The sequence below is a fragment of the Aureibaculum luteum genome (assembly GCF_003449015.1).
GTDB lineage: Bacteria > Bacteroidota > Bacteroidia > Flavobacteriales > Flavobacteriaceae > Aureibaculum > Aureibaculum luteum.
Map to the genome: position 1 here is coordinate 465,419 of NZ_QRGD01000002.1, position 24,583 is coordinate 490,001.

21 protein-coding genes are annotated in these 24,583 nt (G+C 28.6%); 19 read left to right on the plus strand and 2 right to left on the minus strand.

Translation table 11 applies throughout. The annotated features are described in order from the left end of the window. Positions 1-5: 5 nt before the first annotated feature. The 19 genes from D3P13_RS07235 to D3P13_RS07325 all read left to right on the plus strand — a co-directional run bounded on the left by D3P13_RS07235 (position 6) and on the right by D3P13_RS07325 (position 22,009). A complete protein-coding gene (locus tag D3P13_RS07235; RefSeq protein ID WP_117880645.1) occupies positions 6-911 on the plus strand; it encodes a glycosyltransferase in 906 nt (301 codons plus the stop codon). Next, complete coding sequence (locus D3P13_RS07240) at positions 908-1,807, plus strand: polysaccharide pyruvyl transferase family protein (protein ID WP_117880646.1); 900 nt, start codon at positions 908-910, stop codon at positions 1,805-1,807. Before D3P13_RS07235 ends, D3P13_RS07240 begins: the two co-directional genes overlap by 4 nt. A gap of 62 nt (positions 1,808-1,869) precedes the next feature. Further along, the gene (locus tag D3P13_RS07245) at positions 1,870-2,682 is read left to right on the plus strand and encodes a glycosyltransferase (protein ID WP_117880647.1); all 813 of its coding nucleotides are present in this window, start codon (positions 1,870-1,872) and stop codon (positions 2,680-2,682) included. A gap of 41 nt (positions 2,683-2,723) precedes the next feature. Further along, complete coding sequence (locus D3P13_RS07250; protein ID WP_117880648.1) at positions 2,724-3,902, plus strand: glycosyltransferase; 1,179 nt, start codon at positions 2,724-2,726, stop codon at positions 3,900-3,902. Between the two features lie 4 nt (positions 3,903-3,906). Further along, positions 3,907-5,031 carry a CapA family protein gene (locus D3P13_RS07255; RefSeq protein WP_117880649.1) on the plus strand — a complete coding sequence of 375 codons (1,125 nt, stop codon included), beginning with the start codon at positions 3,907-3,909 and terminating at the stop codon, positions 5,029-5,031. Positions 5,032-5,281: 250 nt separating this feature from the next. Then, entirely contained in the window at positions 5,282-6,166 is an 885-nt protein-coding gene (locus D3P13_RS07260; protein ID WP_157972853.1) for an O-antigen ligase family protein, read from the plus strand. Continuing rightward, on the plus strand, positions 6,156-7,118 hold the full coding sequence (locus D3P13_RS07265) for a hypothetical protein (RefSeq protein WP_117880651.1): 963 nt from the start codon (positions 6,156-6,158) through the stop codon (positions 7,116-7,118). Before D3P13_RS07260 ends, D3P13_RS07265 begins: the two co-directional genes overlap by 11 nt. Continuing rightward, positions 7,115-8,251 carry a glycosyltransferase gene (locus tag D3P13_RS07270; protein WP_117880652.1) on the plus strand — a complete coding sequence of 379 codons (1,137 nt, stop codon included), beginning with the start codon at positions 7,115-7,117 and terminating at the stop codon, positions 8,249-8,251. Before D3P13_RS07265 ends, D3P13_RS07270 begins: the two co-directional genes overlap by 4 nt. After that, positions 8,251-10,002 carry an asparagine synthetase B family protein gene (locus D3P13_RS07275; protein WP_117880653.1) on the plus strand — a complete coding sequence of 584 codons (1,752 nt, stop codon included), beginning with the start codon at positions 8,251-8,253 and terminating at the stop codon, positions 10,000-10,002. The genes D3P13_RS07270 and D3P13_RS07275 overlap by 1 nt, the downstream gene beginning before the upstream one ends. Further along, positions 9,983-11,089: an ATP-grasp domain-containing protein gene (locus D3P13_RS07280; protein ID WP_157972854.1), complete on the plus strand. Its 1,107-nt coding sequence runs from the start codon at positions 9,983-9,985 to the stop codon at positions 11,087-11,089. Before D3P13_RS07275 ends, D3P13_RS07280 begins: the two co-directional genes overlap by 20 nt. A gap of 34 nt (positions 11,090-11,123) precedes the next feature. Further along, the gene (locus tag D3P13_RS07285) at positions 11,124-12,269 is read left to right on the plus strand and encodes a glycosyltransferase family 4 protein (protein ID WP_117880655.1); all 1,146 of its coding nucleotides are present in this window, start codon (positions 11,124-11,126) and stop codon (positions 12,267-12,269) included. A gap of 149 nt (positions 12,270-12,418) precedes the next feature. After that, positions 12,419-13,222, plus strand: coding sequence for a polysaccharide deacetylase family protein (locus D3P13_RS07290; RefSeq protein ID WP_117880656.1), 804 nt, complete (start codon positions 12,419-12,421; stop codon positions 13,220-13,222). 11 nt (positions 13,223-13,233) lie between these two features. Beyond that, on the plus strand, positions 13,234-14,430 hold the full coding sequence (locus D3P13_RS07295) for a glycosyltransferase family 4 protein (protein ID WP_117880657.1): 1,197 nt from the start codon (positions 13,234-13,236) through the stop codon (positions 14,428-14,430). Positions 14,431-14,922: 492 nt separating this feature from the next. Continuing rightward, entirely contained in the window at positions 14,923-15,528 is a 606-nt protein-coding gene (locus D3P13_RS07300; protein ID WP_117880658.1) for a sugar transferase, read from the plus strand. A gap of 10 nt (positions 15,529-15,538) precedes the next feature. Beyond that, positions 15,539-16,123: an acetyltransferase gene (locus D3P13_RS07305; RefSeq protein ID WP_117880659.1), complete on the plus strand. Its 585-nt coding sequence runs from the start codon at positions 15,539-15,541 to the stop codon at positions 16,121-16,123. 17 nt (positions 16,124-16,140) lie between these two features. Then, a complete protein-coding gene (gene wecB / locus D3P13_RS07310) occupies positions 16,141-17,220 on the plus strand; it encodes a non-hydrolyzing UDP-N-acetylglucosamine 2-epimerase (RefSeq protein WP_198679993.1) in 1,080 nt (359 codons plus the stop codon). Positions 17,221-17,303: 83 nt separating this feature from the next. Continuing rightward, complete coding sequence (locus D3P13_RS07315) at positions 17,304-18,419, plus strand: DegT/DnrJ/EryC1/StrS family aminotransferase (RefSeq protein ID WP_117880663.1); 1,116 nt, start codon at positions 17,304-17,306, stop codon at positions 18,417-18,419. A 382-nt stretch (positions 18,420-18,801) separates the two neighbouring features. Next, positions 18,802-20,700 carry a polysaccharide biosynthesis protein gene (locus tag D3P13_RS07320; protein WP_117880665.1) on the plus strand — a complete coding sequence of 633 codons (1,899 nt, stop codon included), beginning with the start codon at positions 18,802-18,804 and terminating at the stop codon, positions 20,698-20,700. A gap of 628 nt (positions 20,701-21,328) precedes the next feature. Beyond that, a complete protein-coding gene (locus D3P13_RS07325; protein ID WP_117880667.1) occupies positions 21,329-22,009 on the plus strand; it encodes a hypothetical protein in 681 nt (226 codons plus the stop codon). A 171-nt stretch (positions 22,010-22,180) separates the two neighbouring features. Here the strand turns inward: D3P13_RS07325 and D3P13_RS07330 are convergent, their stop codons facing one another. Both D3P13_RS07330 and D3P13_RS07335 read right to left on the minus strand, forming a co-directional pair. Beyond that, positions 22,181-23,356 (minus strand): lipoprotein N-acyltransferase Lnb domain-containing protein, encoded by a 1,176-nt coding sequence (locus tag D3P13_RS07330; RefSeq protein WP_117880669.1) that lies wholly within the window; start codon positions 23,354-23,356, stop codon positions 22,181-22,183. 62 nt (positions 23,357-23,418) lie between these two features. After that, complete coding sequence (locus D3P13_RS07335; RefSeq protein WP_117880671.1) at positions 23,419-24,534, minus strand: putative type IX sorting system protein PorV2; 1,116 nt, start codon at positions 24,532-24,534, stop codon at positions 23,419-23,421. Between the last annotated feature and the right edge of the window lie 49 nt (positions 24,535-24,583).

Below are 24,583 nucleotides of genomic sequence, written 5' to 3' on the forward strand. Positions count from 1 at the left end.
TAAAAATGAAAAAAAAAAAGTTGGTTTCCTATTGCTTATTTTGTTATAATCAAGAAAATTATATAGAGGAATCTGTTAGAGCTGCGTTAGATCAATCATATTCCAATTTAGAAATTATTATATCTGATGACGCTTCAACCGACACTACATTTAGTATAATTGAATCAATTATAAATGAATATGAAGGACCACATACAATTATTCTAAATCAGAATGAAAAAAACTTGGGAATTGGAGGGCATGTCTCTCATATATGTAAATTTATTGCAAGTGGAGAATATGTTATTACAGCGGCAGGAGATGATATTTCAAAATCGTATCATGTTCAAAGAGGAGTGGATTTAATGAATGATCAAGATATTTATATGATTGATTTTAATGGAGATGTAATAAATCATGAATCAAAAGTAATTGGTCAAAGAAAGTTGAATTTTAAAAAAAAAACATATACAATTGATGATTATTTACAAGTTAATTCAATCCAATCTTTTGCTCCTGGCAGAATTATAAAAAAGGAAGTTTTTGAAAAATTTGAATTGATTTCATCTAATTGTCCAACAGAAGATTCTGTTACTGTATTGAGAAGTTTGTTATTGGGAGGGTTTTTAAGAGTAAATGAGACATTAGTTTATTATCGTAAACATGACCTTAACATTTCTGGTGCACATAATATTGGTAAATTATCAAATATGAGAATTATGGCTCAATATTATCGAGATATTTTGCATTTTTATGATAACAATAGTATTTCAGATATGAAATGTAAACTATTATTAGATAGAATTCATTTAGAACTTGATTTAAGAAATCAGAGATATGGAAATAAAAATAAGCTATTGTCAAGAGTTTCTACGTTATTGTTAGGATTTAAAATTCGAAAATTTAAAAAAAAATTAAAGTTAGCAAAATGAAAAAAATATTTTTATATTGGTATAAATTAAAGGATGGAAGTGCAAATTTTGGTGATGAATTGGGACCTTATATTGTTTCCAGGCTTTCTGGAATAAGATGTGTTTTTATAAAACCAATAAGGAAGTTTATATTTTTAGAATTATTTGAAAGTTTATTTAAGAAACAAAGCGATTATAATTTTAAGGATTTAGTAAATATTATATCTGGTAAAAGAAGAATTCTCATTACAGCAGGTAGTGTTTTAAATCATTTTAACATTAAGAATTGTGATATATGGGGGTCAGGTATTATTACTAGGAATGAAAAGGTTCCAAATGCTAATTTTTATGCATTAAGAGGTGAATTTTCACAATTAAGAATCCGAGAATTGGGTTATAAAGTTCCAAATGTCTTAGGTGACCCTGCATTATTATTACCATTAGTATATCCAGTCAATGTTTCTAAGAAATACAAATTAGGGATAATTCCACACTATATTCATTATGAAAAAGTAAAAGCGAAATTTAATACTGAAACAGTTTTGGTTATAAATTTATTAGATTCCATTGAAGATGTTATAAATGAAATAAACGCATGTCAATCAACTATATCAAGTTCTTTGCATGGTATTATTGTTTCGCATGCATATAATGTACCAAGCTTATGGTATGAATTAAGTGATAAAGCTTTGTATGGTGATAATATAAAGTTTGCGGATTATTTTTCTTCGGTAGCAGTTAAAACATATGAACCATTTCTAATACCAAAAATAAATGAGTCAGAAGATTTTATAGAAAAGATAACAAATCATATAAGATCTGAGAAGTCAATTAATTCTATCCAAAATGATTTAAGAAAAATTCAAACGAGTTTATTAAAAGCAGCTCCTTTTCAGGTTAAGCGAGAATTTTTTTAGTGTTTATAATAGTTGAACTTAATAATTGATTATATATTTACACGTTTTAATAAAATGAGCTTTTGACACTAAACATTCTAATATCCACAATTGACGAAGGAATTTATAAAGTAAAAAACGTGATTTTAGAATATCGTGAAGATGTTTCTTATATAGTTTCACATCAATTTACTTCTAAAGAATTTAGAGTCATTCCCCCTGAATTAAATAGATCAGACATAACGGTATCTCAAATTCAAGGATATGGAGTTACAAAATCAAGAAATAATGCTATTAATTTAGCTAATGGTGATATAGGGTTGTTTTCAGATGATGATGTTACTTATACAAATGAATATTTTAATGAAATTATAAATACTTTTTCAACGAATTTACAAATTGATATTACGCTGTTTAAGATAAAAACACCTGAAGGTTTTCCTGTATATAAAAATTATCCTAAAGATAGACTTAAGATTAAAAAACTACCTTTTTCTGTAGGAACAATTGAAATTGCTTTTAAAATTAATAAAATAAAAGATTCAAAAATAAAATTTGATGAAAGATTTGGAGCAGGACAAAAATTATTAATAGGTTCTGATGAAAACATTTTTATTTTAGATTGTATTAAAAGTGGATTAAATGTTTGGTTTATACCTGAATTCATTGTAAATCACCCATTTGAAAGTACAATTAAGTCTTTACTTAAATATGATAGGCGTAGAGTCAGTGTAAGTGGAGCATTAGACGCTCGTATTAATGGTATTAGTGCTATTCCACGTGCTATCAAAGAATCAATTAGACTAACACCAGATTTAATTAAAAATAAGAAGAATCCTTTCACTTATATGTATGAAAGGTTATCTGCCGCAATCTTTATCATAAGAACAAACTAAAATTAAGTATAAAGATTTATTAAGTATTTTTATAATTATTTATGAAGAAGAAATTATTAATAATAGCTAATTCTACCACTTATCATCAGGCTCCAAGAGGAATACAGGCAAATAGAATTATAGCATACCTTGCGGGAATAGTTAATGTTTTTTTAATTACTTCCAATAAATCAATACCTGATCATAACGATTATTTTGATAAAAAAATAAAGTTTATTTATGTCTTAAAACAGAGTTCAAATAATTATTTTAGATTTCAACAATTTTTTTTAGGTTTTCTAGGTTCGTTTGACTTCTTCTTTATGATAAAATCTTATCGAAAAGCAAGAAAGATCTTAAAACAGAATAAAATAGACATTGTGGTGACGCATAGTGTTAAAATTTCAAATGCTTTTACCGGTGCATTATTAAAACTGAGATTAGGAAATAACATTAAGGTAATTTCTTTTTATTCAGATCCATTTTCATTTAATAATTATATTAATAATTTGGGTTTTAAAAAAAGAATTGTTTTAAAATTAGAAAAGTTTTTATTTAAGAATCAAGATATAATTGTTTTTCCTTCAAAGATAATGGTTCAAAGATATCAGGAACTATATCCAGAGTATTTCCATAAATTTAGGCATATACCTCATAGCTATATAAAGAATAATGATAGTAGAGATTCTGAGATCATAAAAAGTCGAATTAAAAATAAGAAAATTATAATAAGTTATATTGGTAGTTTAAATAATATAAGGAATCCAATATTTATTTTAGATTATATAGAAAAAAATATTTCTTTTTTTAAAGGTAATATTCGTTTTGAATTTGTTGGTCCAAAATCAAGAGATCTTCTTGATGATTATAGTAAAAGAAAGGGAATTCATGATATTGTAAAATATATACCAAAAATAAATGTTAAAAAGGCAGAAGAACTAGCAATGGCATCAGATATTTTATTACTAATGGATGCAAATGTAGATAGAAGCCCTTATTTACCATCAAAATTAGTAGATTATCTTTCTTATAATACACCAATTATTGGATTTTCAAATAAAAATGGAGAATCATATAGAGTTTTAAAGGAATCAAAGCATTTTCCTTTAGAATTTATAGAAATATATAAATTGAAGGATTTGATTAATGAAATTTTATCGAATTACAATAAATGGGATTTTGAGAGCTTAGATTATGATATAAATAATGTGGGTGATTCTTGGTTAAAAATATTAAATTGATATTATGAGCATTTTAATTGCAGGAGATTTAGCACCTATACGGAGATATGAAAAATTATTTTCTCAAGTTGATATGCATTTTTTAGATGAAAAGATTACGAAGGAAATTCTTAATTCAGAATTATTTATTGTTAATTTAGAAGCACCACTTTCAGATAATGTTTCTAAAACTAAATCGGCTATACCAAGTTTAGTGGCATCGCCAAATGTTATTAATGGATTAAGAGAATTAGGTATTGATATATGTTGTTTAGGTAATAATCATATTATGGATGCTGGATCAAAAGGGTTAAATTCCACTACTAATATACTTGAAGCAAATAGTATCGAGCATTTTGGTGCTGGATCAAATATTTCAACATCTGATAGATTATTAATAAAAATAATATCAGGTTTCAAGGTTGGTTTTTACGCAATTTCTAATAATGAATTTTCAATAGGAACAAAAGAATTACCTGGAGCAAATCCTGAAGATCTTATTTCATGGTATTATAATATTCCTAAATATAAAAAACAGGTTGATTATTTATTAGTATTTTATCATACAGGTATCAATAAGAGTTTGTATCCATCTCCCAACATGCAAAGAAAAAGTAGGTTATTGATAGATTTGGGAGCGGATCTAGTTACTTGTCAGCATTCTCATGTTACTGGGACTTATGAAAACTATAATGGTGGTGAAATTGTTTATGGTCAGGGAGACTTTATTTTTGATTATGGAGTTGATATAGATGATTTTAGAAAATATGGAAGCTTTTTAAAAGTTGAATTTAAGAATAAACTTGAATTAAAAAGAATCTATTTCAAAAAGGATGGATTTAAATTAGAACTGTTAACTGGAAATGAGAAAAATGAAATTGAAAAGAAGATAGAAATTGAATCAAAAAAAATTACTAATCCTGAATTTTTAGATAAGTGGTATGAGGAATATGTAATGTCTCAAAAAAAGAATTATATTAACAATATTATTTCTTTTGGTAATTTATATTTTTTAAAAATCTTAAATAGATTAAATATCACCAAAAATATTTTTAACGGATCATACCGGAAAACATTGTTTAATCTAACTCAAAATGATATTCATCGAGATATTTTGAAACAAATTCTTAATAAGAAATCTAATGAATAGGGTCTTTGCTTTTCTCTTTACTATAGGATTTATATATTTTGCAAGAATTGAGGGTTTCACTCTTATATTTCAACGAATTATAATTCCTTTGACTTTTTTGTACGCGTTAACCAAAAACACGAACATAATTCCTAAGGTCGGAATTTTGTGGTATTATTTGATATTTATTTTATATGCATCTACTAGCTTTAGTCATACCTTAGATACGGAGAGTACACTTCGGTTTTTTCAGTTAATGCTAATGTCATTTATGGTTATATTTATTTATGTAACCATTCTGATCCGAAATCCAAATAATATTTACCCTATATGTTATGCGTTAATTGTTTCCTCCGTTTTATTTGTTTTATCTTTTGACTCCACATTAGGAAACCCACTTCAAGGCAGAAATAAAGGTATTACTTCAAATCCAAACTTGTTAGGAATGTTTATGCTTTATGGCATATTTTCAATAACTATTTTATGGAATAAAATAAATTATAAAACCAAACTAATTTTAGCTGGTGTTTTTCTTATAGCATTATATGGAATAATGGCGTCCGCTTCGAGAAAATCACTATTTTCTGCGGTTATATTTATAGCATTGTGGTTAACAATTATTTTTAGGACTGAAAAAAACCTAATTAAAACGTTGTTTACAATATTTTCAGTAGTATTAATTATATATTTTGTATATGATATCTATTTTTTAGATTCATACATGGCATTCAGAATGGATTATGTTGAGCAATCAGGTGAGGGTAGATTTGATATAGCAAGTGAGGGATGGAGACTATTTAAATCATCACCATTTTTTGGAGTTGGTTTAGGTACATTTCAAGATCACTCACAATATGAAAAATATGCTCATAATGATTTTTTTGAATTAATTGCCACGCTCGGTTTAATTGGGTTGATAATTTATGTATTAATTTACGCTTGGTTAATAAATTTGATTCGTAAAGCGAGAAAAAGTATCAAAAATTATAACGTCAGGTATATTTTAAACGTATTTCTTTATATAATCGTTACAATGATATTTTTAGGTTTAGGAAGACCTCATTTTTTCGATATATTTAGTATGGGAATGTTTGGCATTATGTCTGGTTACACGCTTGGAGTTTTATTAAATAGAAATAAGATAAATGAATATTAAATATTTAGATATTGATGATTTTGACAAATGGGATAATTTTGTTTTATTACATAACAAAGGAACCATATTTCATAAAACCAATTGGTTAAACAATCATTTTGGCGAGTTTAAAATAGTAACAGTGCAAGAGGATTCACAATTAGTTGGTGGATTTGCTTATTTGATTTCAAAGAAAGCTGGGATTAAAGGAATTTTTAGGCCCCCATACACACCGTATTACCATCCATTGATTAAAGAACTTTCAAAAGATGGTAATTCTGAAAAAGAAATTGAGATTATGTCATTAATTCTTAAAAAAATATCTAATTACAATATTTCTTTGCTTTTTGATTCACAAACAAAATACTTATATCCATATCAAAATATGGGGTATAAGATTACACCAAAATTAAATTATATTTTAGAACCTTCACTTTTTTTAGATTCAATTGCAAAAAGGAAAAAATCAACAATAAATAGATATAGTAAGGCATATAATGTTGGAGACTTAAAGATTTTAGAGGATTTTAATGTTCAAAATGTACTTGCTTTATGGATAGAATTTGGGAAAAGTAAATCTATGAATACATATAAAGATTTCTTGTTTAGAGTATTTGACAACGCTTCGGGTTTTAATAATTGGGGTTGTCTTAAAATATATACAAAAGAAGATAAATTTTTAGCAGCAGGACTTTATTTATTTGATGATAAAAGGTTATATAATTTAATACCTATTGTAAATTATCAAGTTTTGTCTAATAAAGAAAAAAACATTGGAGATTATTTATATTATAATTTATCATTAATCGCCGAAAGGAAAGCACTCTTATTGGATTATGAAGGCTCTGAAGTTCCTGGAGTAGAAAAAATGTATAGAAGGCTTGGAGGTCGTTTAGAATTAAAGCATACAGGAACAAAACACAACTTTATGTTACGTTTAATATATAAAATTAAAAACTTAATTAGTAAATGAAAGTTATTCATATTACAAGTATGCACGAATTTGATGATGATCGAATTTTTCAAAGAGCATGTACAGGCTTGGTTGATGAAGGTATTAACGTAGGTTTAATTACTCAATATAAAGGTAAATATCCAGTTTTAATTGACGATGTTAATATTTATCCTTTAAAAGTTAGAAAGGGCATAAAAAGGAGAATATTTTCTTCTTTTCAAGCCATGAGGATAGCATTTAAAAATAAGGCAGACATCTATCATTTCCATGATCCTGATTTAATCCCATTTATGCTCATACTTTCATTGTTCGGTAAACATGTGGTATATGATATTCATGAGTTATATAGGGTTAGATTTTCTCAATGGAAGTTTATTCCGAATAGGCTCAACGGTTTCTTAGCTGATGTCTATCAAAAATTTGAACATCTTTGTATTAAAGGAATGGCAGGCTATACTTTACCATCTAAAAGTATGCAAAAGTTGTGGTATAAAAACTTGGAAAAACCCCATGCAGTCGTAAGAAACATTCATCTTTTATCTAAAATAAGTAAATTCGAATTAAAGAAAAATATGAATAATAGCAATTTTATAATTTATACATCTGGGGTTAATAGCCCCGATCGTAGAAATATTAATATTATGAAGGCTTTTTCTAAATTATATAAGAAGTATGATAATATTAAACTCCAATTTGGTGGAATGTATCGGCCTGATGGGTATGAAGATAAATTGAAAGAATTAGCAAAAGAACTTGGAATAGTTGATAGATTTGAAATGCAAGGATTTTTGAACTATGAAGAGCAATTTAAAAGAAGTAGTCAAGTTTCTTTAGGCCTAGTACTATTAGAACCCAATGAAAAGAATTATATTGCAACGTCTAACCGAATGTATGAATATATGTTTTGTAAGATACCAATAATTTGTGAAGCTTTGCCAGAGCCAATTTCAGTAATAGATAAAGTAAATTGCGGTTATTATTTAAATTCTGATAATATTGATGAGTTGGCTAATAAAATTGAGCAAATTTATTTAAATCCAGAAGAAGCTAAGAAATTAGGAGAAAATGGCTACAATGCTGTTGTTAGTGAATTTCATTATGAAAAGGATTTAACTTCATTGATTAACCTATATAAAAGAATAATTGAATAATGGGAGTTTTTGTTTTAATAAAAAACGATATAAAATTTAACGAAAATTCGTTGCATGCTGTAAGTAAAAAGAAAAATTTAAATTTTTATTTAAAGGATAATTTTAGTGTTTATACATTACATTTATTTAGTAATCAAAAAAAGAAATCCAATCATTTTTCGAATAAAAAAGACGCTATTTATTCAGTTGGTACATTGATTTATAAAAATCAATCTTATGATGATGCTCTAAAATTATATTTAAATGATTTTAAGAACGATTGTGTTACTGAAGACGAAATTTACGGAGATTTCATACTGATTATAAAGCAAAATAATGTTATTACTATTATTAGGGAAAAATGCCAGTCGTCAAAAATATTTAACTTAAACAATAATGTTATTAGTAATTCTTTTTCAACAATTTTATTTTCGAGCAAACAAAAATTTTCAATTAATAAGCAATCGGTTAAAGAAAATGTTTTATTAGGATATATTCTTAGCCCAAAAACAATTGTTAATGAAATTAATGAAATACAAAATAAAAATAATTTTGAAAATATTAATTTTGAAAATTTTCGAAATAAAAATTTATCACAAGTTTTAAATAAAAAGCAATATAATGAAAAAGAAGCTATAGAAAATATTGTTGAATTGTTAAACAGGCAATACGATTCTATCGCGAAAGCTTTTAATAATAAAAGAGTTGACATTGGCTTGTCTGGAGGGTATGATAGCAGGTTGAATTTAATTTTAGCAAATCATAAGATGCAAATTCATCCACACTCTCATTATAAAGAAAGATACGATAAGGATTTAGAAATTGCCCAGCAACTATGTAAATCTTTAGATTTAGACTTGAATACAAAAGAAATTAAACCATTTATTAATATTAAGGAGTCAGATGAGTTGGAGAAAGCACTTGAAGATACTTTTTATTATTATGATGGAAGAGTTGCATTAAATACAGGTTTCTTTAATGAAATTTACTCTAGTAAGTATAGAGAATATATAACTACAAATACCGAACTAACATTAACTGGATTTGGTGGTGAAATTTTTAGAAATTACAGTTATCAACCCAAAGGCAAGTTGAGTATCAATTTTTGGATTAAAAATTTTGTTTTTAGTTACTATAATTATAGTGCCATTAAAAGGACAAAAGAGAATAAAGAATTTCTTGAAATAGTTCAAAAGGATATTTTAGAGAAATTAGGGATTGGAAATGAAAAGAAAATTTCATTTGCCACTAGAAGATATTATTTTTCTGATATTTGGACTCCAATGACTTACTCTGTTAAATCATTTGCCGAAAATCAAATGTCATATTTTATTTCACCTTTTATAAGTGATACTATCAAAAAATCTTCTTATAAAATGAATGATGTTATAGAAAATGATTGGAACTTTCAGGGAAAAATAATAAACAAATTGTCTCCAGAATTAGCTAAAATAGATTCATCATATAATTTTACCTTTGATGATAACCCAAAACTATTTGAAGTTAAAAAAAAAATAATGAATAGTAAGTATTTGTTAGTTTTAAAAAATTTCTTACAAAAAAGAAGGTTTGAAAAAAATGTTAAAAACAATAAGCAATATGATAATGAGCATTTTGAAGAAATATTATCTCATGTTATTGAATATTTAGATGGAATTAAAATTACTTACATCAAATCATCCATCAATTGGTATTATAATGTGCTATCAGTTGCGTTAATTATAAAAAAAACTAAAGAGCATAATGTTAGGATTGAAGAACTTAATAACTAAATTGGGGAATAACAGTGGGTTAAAAAAGTTACTGCCTATAGGTTTTAGAGATTTTTTACGTAATAGGTCAAACCTATATGAATACAATTTAAAAAATTGGAAAACCGACATTCCTTTAATAGGAACTGATAAAGAGTTTGAATTTAAAGGAAAATCTTCCGTTACTGTTGGTATTATCTATGATTTTTCACAAAGACATGTAAATTACATGAACGCTTGTATTAATTTAGGTGTTTCATATAAAGTTATTGATATTTTTTCAAATAATTGGATTCAGTTTGTTGAGAATAATCCCGAAATTGAGCACTACTTTACTTGGCCATCCACTTATTCTAATGTTTGGAAGACAGTTTTAGACGAAAGACTTATGTATTTGGAGAAACATTTTAATAAAAATGTATTCCCAGAGAACTTATCAACTTGGATTTACGAAAGTAAACGAAGACTTAAAGATTGGTTTTATTTGAATAACATTAAAATTCCTGAAACTTATGTTTTTTATCATCGTGATGAGGCAATGGATTTTTTAAATAAAACGAAATTTCCAGTCGTTTTTAAGTCAGATTTAGGGGCTGGGGGTACAGGTGTCCAAATTTTAAAAACGAAAAGTGAAGCTAAAAAATTGGTTAATCAATTATTTTATAAGACATTTATTCCGAAAAGGCTAGACCCGAGAGAAACACAATGGGGTTTTATAATGTTTCAAGAATATTTAAAAGATGTTGAAGAATGGAGGATATCTAGAATAGGAGATGGCTTTTTTGTGAGATTAAAGGAAAAAGTAGGAGAATTTCATAGTGGATCTGGTAAAATTAATTGGGAAAAGGCTCGGCCTGAAATATTAAATATGGCTAAGAAAGTCACAGATATTGGGAATTTTAAAAGTATGGGTGTTGATATTTTTGAAACCCCAAATGGAGAGTTATATATAAACGAAATACATACAGTTTTTGGTGTTAAAAAATTAGAGACCGATGAAAATTCCGGTAAATGGACATTTGAAAATGATAAATGGAGTTTTGAACAAGGTGAATTTTCGGAATATCAATTTGCTAAAGAAAGAATAACTTATGTGTTAGGTTTATAATTATTTAGCTAATAAGATAAATAAATATTAAAAGATGAAGGTTGCATTATTAACTGGAGGTTTTCCTACAAAAGAAAATCCAATGAGAGGTATTTTTAATAAAAATGCGGCTATTGAAATCTCAAAATATGTAGATTTAACCGTTATTTTCTATAGAATATTTATTCCTGGAAGAAAACGATATGAAGTTCTTGAAGAAAATGGATACAAATTAATTAAAATTACAATCCCACTTCTACCTTTTATAAATAAATATACAACTTGTATAAATAAGAATTTAATACCACTTTTTTTAAAACCTTATTTAAAAGACTATGATGTAGTCCATTCAATATCTGGAATAACCGTTGTTGCTCTTGATAAGCTTAAAAAGAATTACAAGTTTAAACATATAGCTCAGTTTATTGGAGCCGATATTAATTATACATTTCCAGAATTAAAAAAAATGGGATGCGTAAAAACTTTAAATGGTATTGATCAAATTGTATGTAATAGTGTTGCATTAAAAAACGAAGTTAAAAATGTTTTTGGACGAGATAAAAATGTTTCTGTTATTTATAGAGGTGTAGATTTAGATAGATTTGGTACGGTATCAAAAAAATTAAATAATGACGTTGTATTTTTATTTTTAGGTGGTTTAATGCCAAATAAAGATAGTTCTTTTGGTAAAAATTTAAAGGGTGGCATTACGTTAATGAAGGCATGGCAATTAGTTGATCAACGAATAAACGAAGAGACCTCTGTAAGTCTGATCTATGGAGGACCAAATACTACTAAAAATGAAGATCTGAATAATTGGATACACACATTAAACTTTAAAAATAAGGTTGAAATTATTGGACGTGTAAATCCAATAGATATCTTAAAAGTTTATGAAAGAACTAATGTAACGATTATACCTAGTCAGACTGAAGGCTTTCCAAATGTGGGTATGGAATCATTTGCAGTAGGAAATTGTATTATAGGTAGTAATGTAGGTGGATTACCAGAATTAATTGATGATAATGTTAATGGTCTTATTTTTAATAGTAATAATGAAGAACATTTGGCCGAACAAATACTAACATTACTTGATGTAATTATAGTTGAAAAATTTTGTAAAAAAGCAAAAGAAAAAGTAATGCTTAAGTATGATAATAAACAATTTGGTAAGGAATATTTAAGAATATATCAAATGTAATTCATACTAACAATACAAAGCATTATTGAAACGATGGAAGATGGTAGTATTCTAAAAAATATAGTTAGTAAATTGAATTGTATAATAGCAAATATTATGGCTATTAAGAAAATCTATTGTATCACTAAATAGCAAGTTATTTAATTAAAATGAAAATCATTCTATCACATGATGTAGATCACCTATACTGGCAAGAACATTATTTTAAAGACCTCTATGCACCAAGCACGGTATTCAGAAATACAAAAGGGTTACTAAAAGGAGATATAGAATTAAAATTATATTTTAAACGCTTAAAATGTTGGGGCAGGCTACATCGTTTACCTGAATTGATAACATTTTATAACGATTATAATATTAAAGCTAATTTTTTCTTTGGTATGAATAATGCCTTAGGATTATCTTATAATTATAAACAATCAAAACAGTGGATTGATAAATTATTGGATAAAAAACATCAGGTTGGTGTTCATGGAATAGCTTTTAATGATAAAGAAAGTATAATTATAGAATATAACCGTTTTAAAGAATTGAGTGGTTTAAAATCCTTTGGTATTCGAACACATTATTTACGAATGGCTAAAAATACACATCAATTATTTGAAACACAAAATTATATTTTTGATTCATCAATTGAACAAATAAAGAAACCTTTTAAATTAAATGCGATGTGGATTATCCCTATTAGTATTATGGAGGTTACTTTAGTTAATAATGCTCAATTAAATCAGAATATTGAGTTGTGGAAGGCGAATACAATAGATCGTCTGAAATTATCAGAAAAGGAAAATATACCCTATTTCGTAGTTAACTTTCACGATTTGTATTTTTCAAATAATTTCCCAGTTATAAAACAGTGGTATATTTGGCTGATTGATTTATTGAAATCAAAAAACTATCAATTTATAAATTTTGAAGATGCCGTGGTTGAATTAAACCAATCTTCGTTTTAAGAATCACAAAATTGAGTTCAAATAAAATTTGGTACATATCTAAATATGCTGGAATACCTGCAAAGGGTGGGCCGGCTCGACAATATTTATTTTCTAAACATTTTGCGTTAAAAGGGTTTAAAACCATATTAATATCCTCAAACTCAAACGGTTTTCAATATTTAAATTTCAACGATGAATATGCTTTATTTGAAAAACCATTATTTAAACACTATGTGTTAAAAGGACCAAAAATTAATTTAGGCTTTAATATCAAAAGAATTTATACATGGTTTTTATTTGAATACAGATTACTTAAATTTTTAAAAAAGCAACATATTAGTAAAGGAGATACGGTTATTGTTTCTTCTTTGTCGATTCTTACATTTAGAAGTGGTGTACGTTTAAAAAAAAAATATGATATCAACCTTATTATAGAAGTTAGAGATATATGGCCTCAATCTTTAATTGAGTTAAAAAATTTAAGTAAAAAGAATCCATTTGTACACGTTTTATCTTCAATTGAAAAAAAAGCATATAAAAATGCCGATTTTATCGTGGGATCAATGGGGAATTTAGGTGAACATATAAAATTGGTGGCTCCTGGTAACGAGCATAAGTTTAGATACATTCCTATGGGTCTGGACCCAGAGGTTTTAGGTAAAACCGAGGTTAAAATTAATTTAGAAAGTCAAGATTTTATTGTGGGTTATGCCGGTTCTATAGGTATTGCCAATAAAATAGATTTAATTTTAGATGCTGCATATATTTTAAAAGATATTAGCAATATTAAATTTAAAATTTTAGGAGATGGGGTTTTGAAAACTCAGTTTATGGAGAAATATAGTCATTTGAAAAATGTAGAATTTTTACCATCCGTAGAGAAAAGTAAGGTTAATTCTTTTTTACAATCTTGTCATATTTTGTTGAATCCATGGGAGGACAAACCCATTTATAACTATGGTGTTTCGCCTAATAAATGGATTGATTATATGTATGCAGAAAGACCAATAATAATTCCGTTTAATGGATTTAAAAATATTATTAATGAAGCCGATTGTGGAGAGTTTATTGAAGCTAATAATCCCGAATTGTTTGCAAAAACAATTTTAAAATATTCCAATTTACCTAAAAAAGAACTACTAGCAATGGGTAAGAGAGGTAAAAAATATTTGGAAGATAATCTAACCTATGAAAAACTTTCGAATTTGTATATCGAGCTTTTTTAAAAATGATAAAATTTGTGTTTGATTATAAAAACATTTGATAGTGTTACAATTCTAGAAGAGGTTTATGAAAACTTAAGTATACTTGACCTTGATCGCAGTCATAATTGATATATTAGGAAAGTAAGATTTAAATAATATTTAAAATAAAGTGTTTAAATACAAATAACTTCGGATTTGAGAGCTAGAGTATTAAAAAAAAGGTTGATATTTATAAAACTATTTATTAATATATGACGTTTGATGTTGTGAAAAATTATAGTATTACTAGCTATTGATGTTGTTTCAAAAGAGTTAATTGAGGCGTTGAATTTTTGATATTGTGTTGAATTTGATAATTTACGCTATTGTTTATGGAATTAAAAATGACATTCAAAATAGAAAATATATTAGGGAAATGATTGAAAATCGATATAGCTATGCAAGAAAGCATTTTGATAGACATCATTTGGCGTCAGAGTATGTGAGATTGATAAAAGAAAAATTAGATATATAATGTACGTTAATGCTGTAAAACCAATTTTAGATTTTATTTTATCATTGATTGGGCTCGTTTTGTTGAGTCCAATTTTTATAGTGTTGTTAATTTTATTAAGTATTTCAAATAAAGGAAATCCCTTTTTTTTCCAGCAAAGACCTGGAAAAAATGAAAAAACTTTTAAAGTCATAAAATTTAAAACAATGACTGATTTTAGAGATGATGACAATAACTTATTGCCAGATAAAGATAGGTTAACATCTCTAGGTAAATTTGTTAGAAAAACATCACTTGATGAGTTACCACAGCTTATTAATGTTTTAAAAGGAGATATGAGCTTGATAGGACCAAGACCACTTTTAATACCCTATCTAAGTTTATATTCAAAAGAACAAAAAAGGAGGCATAATTTAAAGCCAGGTATCACAGGTTGGGCACAAATTAATGGTCGTAATACAATTAGTTGGACTCAAAAATTAAAATACGATGTTTGGTATGTTGATAATGTTAGCTTTATCCTAGACGTTAAAATAATATTTAAAACAATATTAAAAGTAATTAAATCTGAAGATATTAATACAGTTGGTATGGCAACAACAGAACCCTTTAACGGGAAAAATTAATTAAATTTATATGATTTTATACGGTGCAAGTGGGCATGCAAAAGTAATCATTGACATCTGTAAGCAGTTAAATGTTACTATTTCCGAAATAATTGACGATAATGTAAAGGTTACATCGATTTTAGGTTGTGCTGTACATACATTAGATGATATTGATAACTTAAGCGATAACGTAATTATATCCATTGGAAATAATAGTGTACGTAAGGAAATTGCAGAACGATTGAATGTTGAATTCGGTATAGCAATTCATCCCAAAGCGATTATCGATAAAACCTCTAAATTGGGGTTAGGTTCGGTAGTAATGGCAGGTAGTGTAATCAATTCATCTACAGTAATTGGAAAACACTGTATTATAAATACATCATCTTCAATAGACCATGATTGTATGTTGGAAGATTATGTACATGTTTCTCCAAATGCAACTTTATGTGGAGGAGTACATATAGGAGAAGGAACTCATATTGGTGCAGGTGCAGTGATCTTACCTAATGTAAAAATTGGTAAATGGTGCGTAATAGGAGCAGGTTCAGTAGTTATTAGTGATGTTTTAGACAATAAAAAAGTAGTAGGGAATCCTGCTAGAAAAATATAAAAAATTAATAAAAAATGATGAAATTAGACATTATAGCAGGAGCAAGACCCAACTTTATGAAGATTGCTCCAATTATTGAGGCTCTCGAAAAAGTAAAAGACAAAATTCAATACCGACTGATTCATACAGGTCAACACTATGATAAAAAAATGTCTGGTAGTTTTTTTGAAGAATTAGGGATACCTGATCCTGATGTTAATTTAGAAGTGGGTTCTGGTACTCAAGCAGAGCAAACAGCTAGAATCATGGAGCGTTATGAGGCATTATTGTTAAAAGATATGGCTGATTATTGTTTGGTTGTAGGTGATGTTACTTCTACGATGGCCTGTTCTATTGCAGCAAAGAAATTAGGGGTACATGTTATTCATGTAGAAGGTGGTATTCGCTCTAATGATATTACAATGCCCGAAGAAATTAATAGAATGGTAACCGATTCTATTACAGATATATTCTATACCACTTCAGAAGTTGCCAATGAAAATTTACGTCAATTGGGGCATGATGAAAGTAAGATTAGATACGTTGGTAATACAATGATAGATACCTTATTGAAAAACATGCCTCGTTTAAAACAACCTGCTGTTTTTTCAGAGTTAAACTTAAAAGAAAAGGGCTATTTTGTAATGACATTACATAGACCTGCAAATGTAGATCAAGAACAGAAATTAAAATCTTTAATTGATGAGATTGTAAAAGGAGCAAAGGGAATGCCTCTTATTTTTCCGGTACATCCTCGTACTGCTAAAATATTAGAACAAATCGGTATTCAAGCTGATAATTTACATATGATTGGTCCTTTAGGTTATTTGGAATTTAATTATCTAGTAAAACATGCTTTTGCTGTTGTAACTGATTCTGGAGGTATTACAGAAGAAACTACAGTTATGAAAGTACCTTGTATGACTTTGCGTGATAATACAGAACGTCCTGAAACCATTACCATTGGTACGAATGAATTGGTAGGTACAAATCCTGAAAATGTAGCTCCATACATGGAGAAATTACATAAAGGAGAATGGAAAGTGGGCGATATTCCAAATTTATGGGATGGAAATACGGCACAACGTATAGTAGAAGATTTATTGAAATTAGCTTAGAATAAAACGCGGTCTTTGTAAGAATTCTTTTAATTTTAAAAGATTCTGTATTACTTTTACAGTACAATAAAATTGAACAGCATATGAAAGAAAAAATATGGCTTTCTTCGCCACATTTAACAGGAGAGGAACAAAAATATGTAAAACAGGCTTTTGACGATAATTGGGTGGCTCCATTAGGTCCAAATGTCAATGGTTTGGAGCAGGATATTTGTAAATACACGGGTAGTAAGGCGTGTTCAGCGTTAAGTTCAGGTACAGCTGCAATTCATTTAGCCTTGATACTGTTGGGAATTGAAGAAAATGATGAAGTTATTTGCTCTAGCTTTACTTTTTCGGCTTCTGCGAATCCGATTAGATATCAGAAAGCAATTCCTGTTTTTGTAGATTCTGAAAAGGATACTTGGAATATGTGTCCCGTTTTATTGGAAGAAGCAATAAAAGATAGAATACATAAAGGAAAGACACCAAAAGCGATTGTTTTAGTGCATTTATACGGAATGCCTGCAAAAATGGATGAAATTATTGCTGTAGCTTCCCAATATAAAATACCAATAATTGAAGATGCCGCTGAGGCCTTAGGAGCTTTTTACAAAGATATACCTATGGGTACCTTTGGCGAGTTGGGTATATTCTCATTTAATGGAAATAAAATCATTACTACTTCAGGAGGTGGAGCATTAGTATCTGACAATCCCGAATATTGTAAAAGAGCCACTTTTTTAGCAACTCAAGCGAGAGATGACGCTCCACATTACCAGCATACTAATATTGGATTTAACTATAGAATGTCCAATATTTTAGCAGGTATTGGTAGAGGGCAAATGGAAGTTTTGGATGATCGAGTTAACGCGAGACGTAATGTTTTTGATACTTATGTTAATGCTTTAAAAAGTATCGAAGAAATTAAGTTTCTAGAAGAATCTGAAGAAGTATATGCTAATAGATGGTTAACTACAATTTTATTAGAGAGTTATGAAAAACGTGAAGCGGTGAGATTAGCCTTACAAGATGAGAATATAGAAGCACGCCCTTTGTGGAAACCAATGCACTTACAACCTGTTTTTGATACTTTTCCTAAATATACAAATGGTGTTTCTGAAGATTTGTTTCATAAAGGATTATGTTTACCTAGTGGTTCTAATATGACTAATTTACAACAACAAAGAGTTATAGATGCAATTATTAAACTGTTTTAAACGTATTTCATTATGGCTCTGATCAGAGGTTTTAATTTACCAATGTTTCGAAGGCTTATATCCCATAAAAGATATGTATTCAATTATTTTAGAAACAAATAAGTTTTAAGACTACATATTATAGTAAACGTGATCGTTTCCCTCCTTTGGAAGGATTAAGGGAGGTCTTTAACAAAATGAAAATTGGGGGTGTAAATCCTATTGAAGAGGACATAACTGTCATTTTTATAAGTGGTCAGTGAGAATGAAAAAACAGTATTTGTTTTATGACTAAAATAAAATAATTTAATGACCTTAGTTTAGTTAAACTATTACATGAAATTATTATTGTATGTTAATTTATTGGTAATTATTTACGACCTTTGTTTACTAATGTACAAGAATGATTAAATCAGTATTTGAAAAAGGAGCAAAATTAAATGTTTCTAGATGGGTGGTCCTGCTTGTTGATATTACCTTGGTAGTACAAAGCTTTATTATTGCTTATCTTATTGTATTTAATTTTGATTTAAGTTTTCAACAATTTGGGTTCTTTGCTCAAATTTTACTAGTCGTACTTTTATCTTTACTAAGTTTTTTAATAGTAGGGTCATATAAGGGTACAGTTCGACAGACGGGCATAAAAGACGCTCTCAATCTTTTTTATGGAGTAAGCCTAATTTTTATATCATTATTTATAATAACTTTAATAGATAGGAACTATGAGATTACGAAGCGGTTTGCCGTTCCTTTTAGAGTTATTACTGTACATTACCTTATAAATATTATTGTTTTAATTGCCAGTAGATATATTTTCAAAAGATTTATACAGCGAGTTTTAATGGCGTATAAATCTCCAAAAAATACGCTAATTTATGGTGCTGGAGATTCAGGAATGCTTACCTATGCAGCCATTATCAATGATTTGAAAAATAATGCAAACATCTTAGGTTTTATTGATGATGATAAAAAGAAACGAGGAAAGAAATACAATAGGGTAAAAGTGTATTCTTCTAAAGTCATTACCAAAGAATTTATAGAAAATCATGATATAAAAGAAATTATCGTTTCTATTCATAATATAAAACCTTTTAAATTATTTGAAATTGTAGATAAGCTGGTTCCATTACCTGTTAAGGTAAAAGTAGTACCACCAGTTGATCAATGGATTGATGGTGATTTAAATGTAGGACAACTTACGGAGGTTAAAATTGAAGATTTATTAAATAGAACGCCAATAAAAATTAACAATCCTATTCTACAAAAAGAATTAGATGGTAAAGTTATTCTAATTACAGGAGCTGCTGGGTCTATTGGTAGTGAAATAGCTCATCAGGTAGGAAATTATAAGTACAAACAACTCATTTTATTAGATCAAGCTGAATCTGACCTTTATAATGTGCAACAAAGTTTCTATAGAAAGAAATTTAAAAACTTTGCAGTTGAAGTTGCCGATATAAGAAATTCGAAACGAATGGTTTCCATATTTGATAACTATAAAATTGATATCATTTTCCATGCTGCTGCCTATAAGCATGTTCCTCTGATGGAAGAAAATCCTTATGAAGCGGTACGAGTTAACGTTTTTGGTACACGTACAGTGATGGATCTAGCATCAAAGCATCGTGTAGAGAAATTTGTAATGGTTTCTACTGATAAAGCCGTAAACCCTACAAACGTAATGGGTGCCACTAAACGTGTTGCTGAAGTCTATGCCAATTGCCTTAATAATGAAGGCAGAACAAAATTTATTACCACACGTTTTGGAAATGTGTTAGGTTCTAACGGATCGGTTATTCCCCTATTTAAAAAACAGATTACGGAGGGTGGACCCATTCAAGTAACCCATAAAGAAATTACAAGATACTTTATGACCATTAGTGAAGCTTGTAGTTTGGTATTAGAAGCTGGAGTAATGGGAAAAGGTGGAGAAATTTATGTCTTCGATATGGGCGAATCGGTTAAGATTTTTGATTTGGCTAAAAAAATGATTCATCTATCAGGATTAAAATACCCTGATGATATAGATATTAAAATTATTGGTTTACGTCCAGGAGAAAAGCTGTACGAAGAACTATTGAGTAACGAAGAAAATACAGTACCTACGTATAATGAAAAAATTATGATTGCCCAAGTAGATCCTGTGGATTATAAAGTAATGAAAAACAAAATTATTGAATTTTCCAAGTTAGATAATATGGATAAATTTGAAATCGTTACCAAAATGAAAAGTATAGTTACAGAATACATTTCAAACAATTCTGAATATGAATCATTAGACGTAAAAGAGTCTATTGAGTAAAGTGATTAGACTTCTTCCACAGTTCACAATTTTCATTGGGTGATATCAACTTAAATTAAATGTTGGTGTACTAAGTACAACTTAACCGTCTTTATTTTTACCTGTCTTCAGCTTGTGCTGAACTTGTTTCAGTACTAGGAATGCCTTTTCTTCTGTCATTCAGAGCGGAATGCAATGGAGCGATGAATCTGTCAAATAGGAGTTAGAATTAAGCAGATGCCTGTCCCTCCCGAACTCTCGGGATGGGAAATTACAATGACAGATGTGAACAATGAATTTAACCCCTCCGCCCGCCATTAAGAACAAATAATTGCACGTCACTTCGAGTGTTTTGTTAGAAGCGAGAGCTGAAAAGAAAATGTATCGAGAAGATATTAACTGTATTTCTGTACGAACAAAGAGATGAACCCATCCGCCCTTTATAATCATTGCAATAAATCTATTTTAGTCGAGGAACTTCCCCTTATAATAAATAGGAGGAATAAAATTATCTAATTATAATAGAAAATAAACAAATTTACTGGGGGGAATTTTAGTACTTGAGTTGTTATTAATATTAAGGTGTAATTCTTTAACTCCTTTAAAAACTAAATTCAACCAACGAATTATAAACTAAAAAAATTAAATTATGAAACAATTAAAGTTAATCACAACCGGGTTAAAATATTTAATGTTTATCCCATTGTTAATGTTTGTCAATTGTGATAATTCTGAAGAAATGAATCAAACAGGTGAAAATATGGTTCAAGGTAACGCTAATGTTTTAAGGCTTATGGTTGCTGCAGTTAGTAGCGGATCAGATGCTACTATTACCAAAAGTGGCACAACTGATACTACATCTGATTCTCAGTGTACTATGTTTCAATATCCAATCAGCTTTTTATTAAATGTTGAAGATCCTCAAGAAAAAGTGATTAATAGTGATGAAGAATTAACCACATTTATTAACTCCTTAACATCCTTAAATTATGTTGGCTTTTATTTTCCTATAATTCTTACAGATTATGAGGGTAATAAAACACAATTAGACAATCTTGATGATCTTGAAGGTACACTTGAATTGGCTGTTGAAGTTTGTAGCGGAGCAGATGACAATTCAGATTCTGATTCAGACAATAGCTCTGATACTGATACGGATGTAAATCAAGGTGATAATGGTGGTTCTGATAATGATTATACTTGGTGTGATAAAAATCAAAAGAAAGTTAGTGTATGCCACAATGGAAATGACATTTGCATTAGTGTAAATGCTCTTTATCAACACTTAAGTCAACACAAAGACTGTTACCTAGGTCCATGCGACAATTAAAAAATAATTAACATATAAAAAGAAAAGCACTACGCATTAGGTAGTGCTTTTTTATGATTATTGTCTAGATCTATACTAACCTTGCATAATATTTTAAGAATATTGAAAACTTTCTGAATCTGACATTACGTGTTTACATGCTAATGACTTGCCAGATAAATTAAGTTTGCATTATTGTTGCTTTTGAACAACATGATAGATGAAGATATATCGTACAGCCAATAAAATTAATAAAGGAATTATCGCAATAGCAAATATCTGAAATTGTAGTATCCATAGTACTACTGTTAAAGCTAAAAGTAGTAGTAGTAAAAAAACATATTTTTTAACCCAACTCGGGACCTCCTTTTTTAGCAAAATAAACGCAACAAATAAATTAGGCAAAAAGGCCCATAAAAAGTTGTAGTTGTCTTTAGTTGCTGAATGGTCAGTTGCAAACCATAGTAATAGTACAACAATACCTATGAGCCCTGTAGTAAAAAACAAGATGAAATCTAATACTTTACTACGTCTTTGTTTCTTATAATCACGATAGGTGATCCATATAACCAATAGTGCGATTAAAGTGAATAGGGCAGTGGGAGAAAATAATTGAAATCCATTAGTCTCCTTATCTTTTGATTTATATAAAATGTTAGTTTTCTTTACAATAGGTTGTCCATTAATGGTACTCTCCGCATACGTATTGAAAATATTATCCGGTAAAAACAGATAATCCTTCGTTGTTGCCTTTTTATCAATTATAGATCCTAAAGCTAAATCAATTCCGAATGTACCCCATGGATGTTTTTTTTGAGCGTACTGGTGGATTAAGCTACGTAAGGTTTCGTCCTTGCCTTCTATAAAGTTAGTATGAAACACAACTTTTTCTTGAAGTACATTTTGAGCCACATCTTTTAATCGAGTGGCACAATTGTCATAAAAGAAATCATATAAATAAGATTTATTTTCAGGTTTTGCATTGTTTTGTAAAAAATCAAAAAATGCTTGTTTTTCAGATAGCGATAAATTTAATTCTTGTTCTCTTATAGTTCTATTTTCTTCCGTATAACTTCTGTAAAAATATGAAAATGGATATGCTGCGAGGTCATATAATAATTTCCCTTGAGCAAATTTTCCATAAAAATTTGGAGTATTGTAATCGAATATACCATAATTAAAAGCAAGATCCATTCTTAGTCCTTTATCTTTAACTCTAAATGCACTATGTCCAAAAGTATCGTATAGATTATGACCTGGGTCGACTGTTATTACACTTATTTCAGCTTGATCAGATAAGGTGATCTTTTGAGCTAGGGCACTTAATGAAAAAGCCAATAGCGAAATAAAAAAAAGTAATTTTTTCAATTTTATAGAAATTAATTATACAATACAAGTCCTTTCCTTCGCTGAGGGTTAGGGTAGGGTTTTTATCTAAAATAACTCACATCAACTTTTAACGAAAATACATTTGAAAATAGTGTACCACTGGCACCACCAATATTTGTTAAGGCATAATCAATAGAAATGCCTTTATAATTGAATCCAACTCCAAAATTGGGTTCTAGCGTTAATGATTCACTATTATCAAAATCAGTTTGGTTTTGTAAATTATTAATACCACCTCTTAAATAGACGCGACCAATATAATCTAACTGAAATCCAAATGCAGGACTCACACTTACAAACGAGCTTGAAATAACATCATTTGTTTGTGCAAATCGCATGTTTAAATCAAGTGCTGTTAGCAGATTGAAATCACGTGAAATGGTAAACTTTCTAGCAATACCTAATTGAGCTTTCGGTTTGGTAAGTTCAATTTTTTCAGGGGTAACTGTTGGTATAATTTCATCATCATTATCTGGATTGCCATCATTTAAAATACTTTCATTTAGATTGTTGTAAATATCAATAATGTTATTCAGCTCTTCATCATTAAAAGACCAAGCATTAAAGGTAGTAGTGATATCTCGTAACATTAATCCGAATTGCCAATTATTGCGTTTAAATTGAAGTCCGGCATCTAAACCAAAACCAATTGAAGAAGCAAAACCACCAATATTTCGTCTAACTATTTTGGCATTTACACCAACATTTAAATCCTTCACAATTAACTTTTTTGCATAGGCTACATTAACGGCCCAATCAGCAGCTGAAAAAAGACTAACTCGATCATAATTTATTTGCCCATCTTGGATTAGCTGCGTTGTATTTAAAATATCATCTACACCAAAACGCATTACCGCTACAGCGATGGTACTTTCATCATTGATAGGTTTTGCAAAACCTATATAATCGTAATTCGCAATACCTTGAAAATACTCGGCATGCATCAAAGAACCTTGGTAATCTTTTAAACCAACTAAACCAGCTGGATTCCAATAAATAGAATTTACATCATTACTAAATGCCGTAACCGCTTTACCCATACCAAATGCAGCAGCATCTACACCAATGCTTAAAAACTCATTAGAAAAATTTCTAATGGTCTGCCCACTTGATAATTGAGTGGTGGTTAATAGTAATATTAATAATAGTTGTTTCAATTTCAAGATTTAATGTTCAATGTTATTCTTTGATTCGTTTTTTGATGTT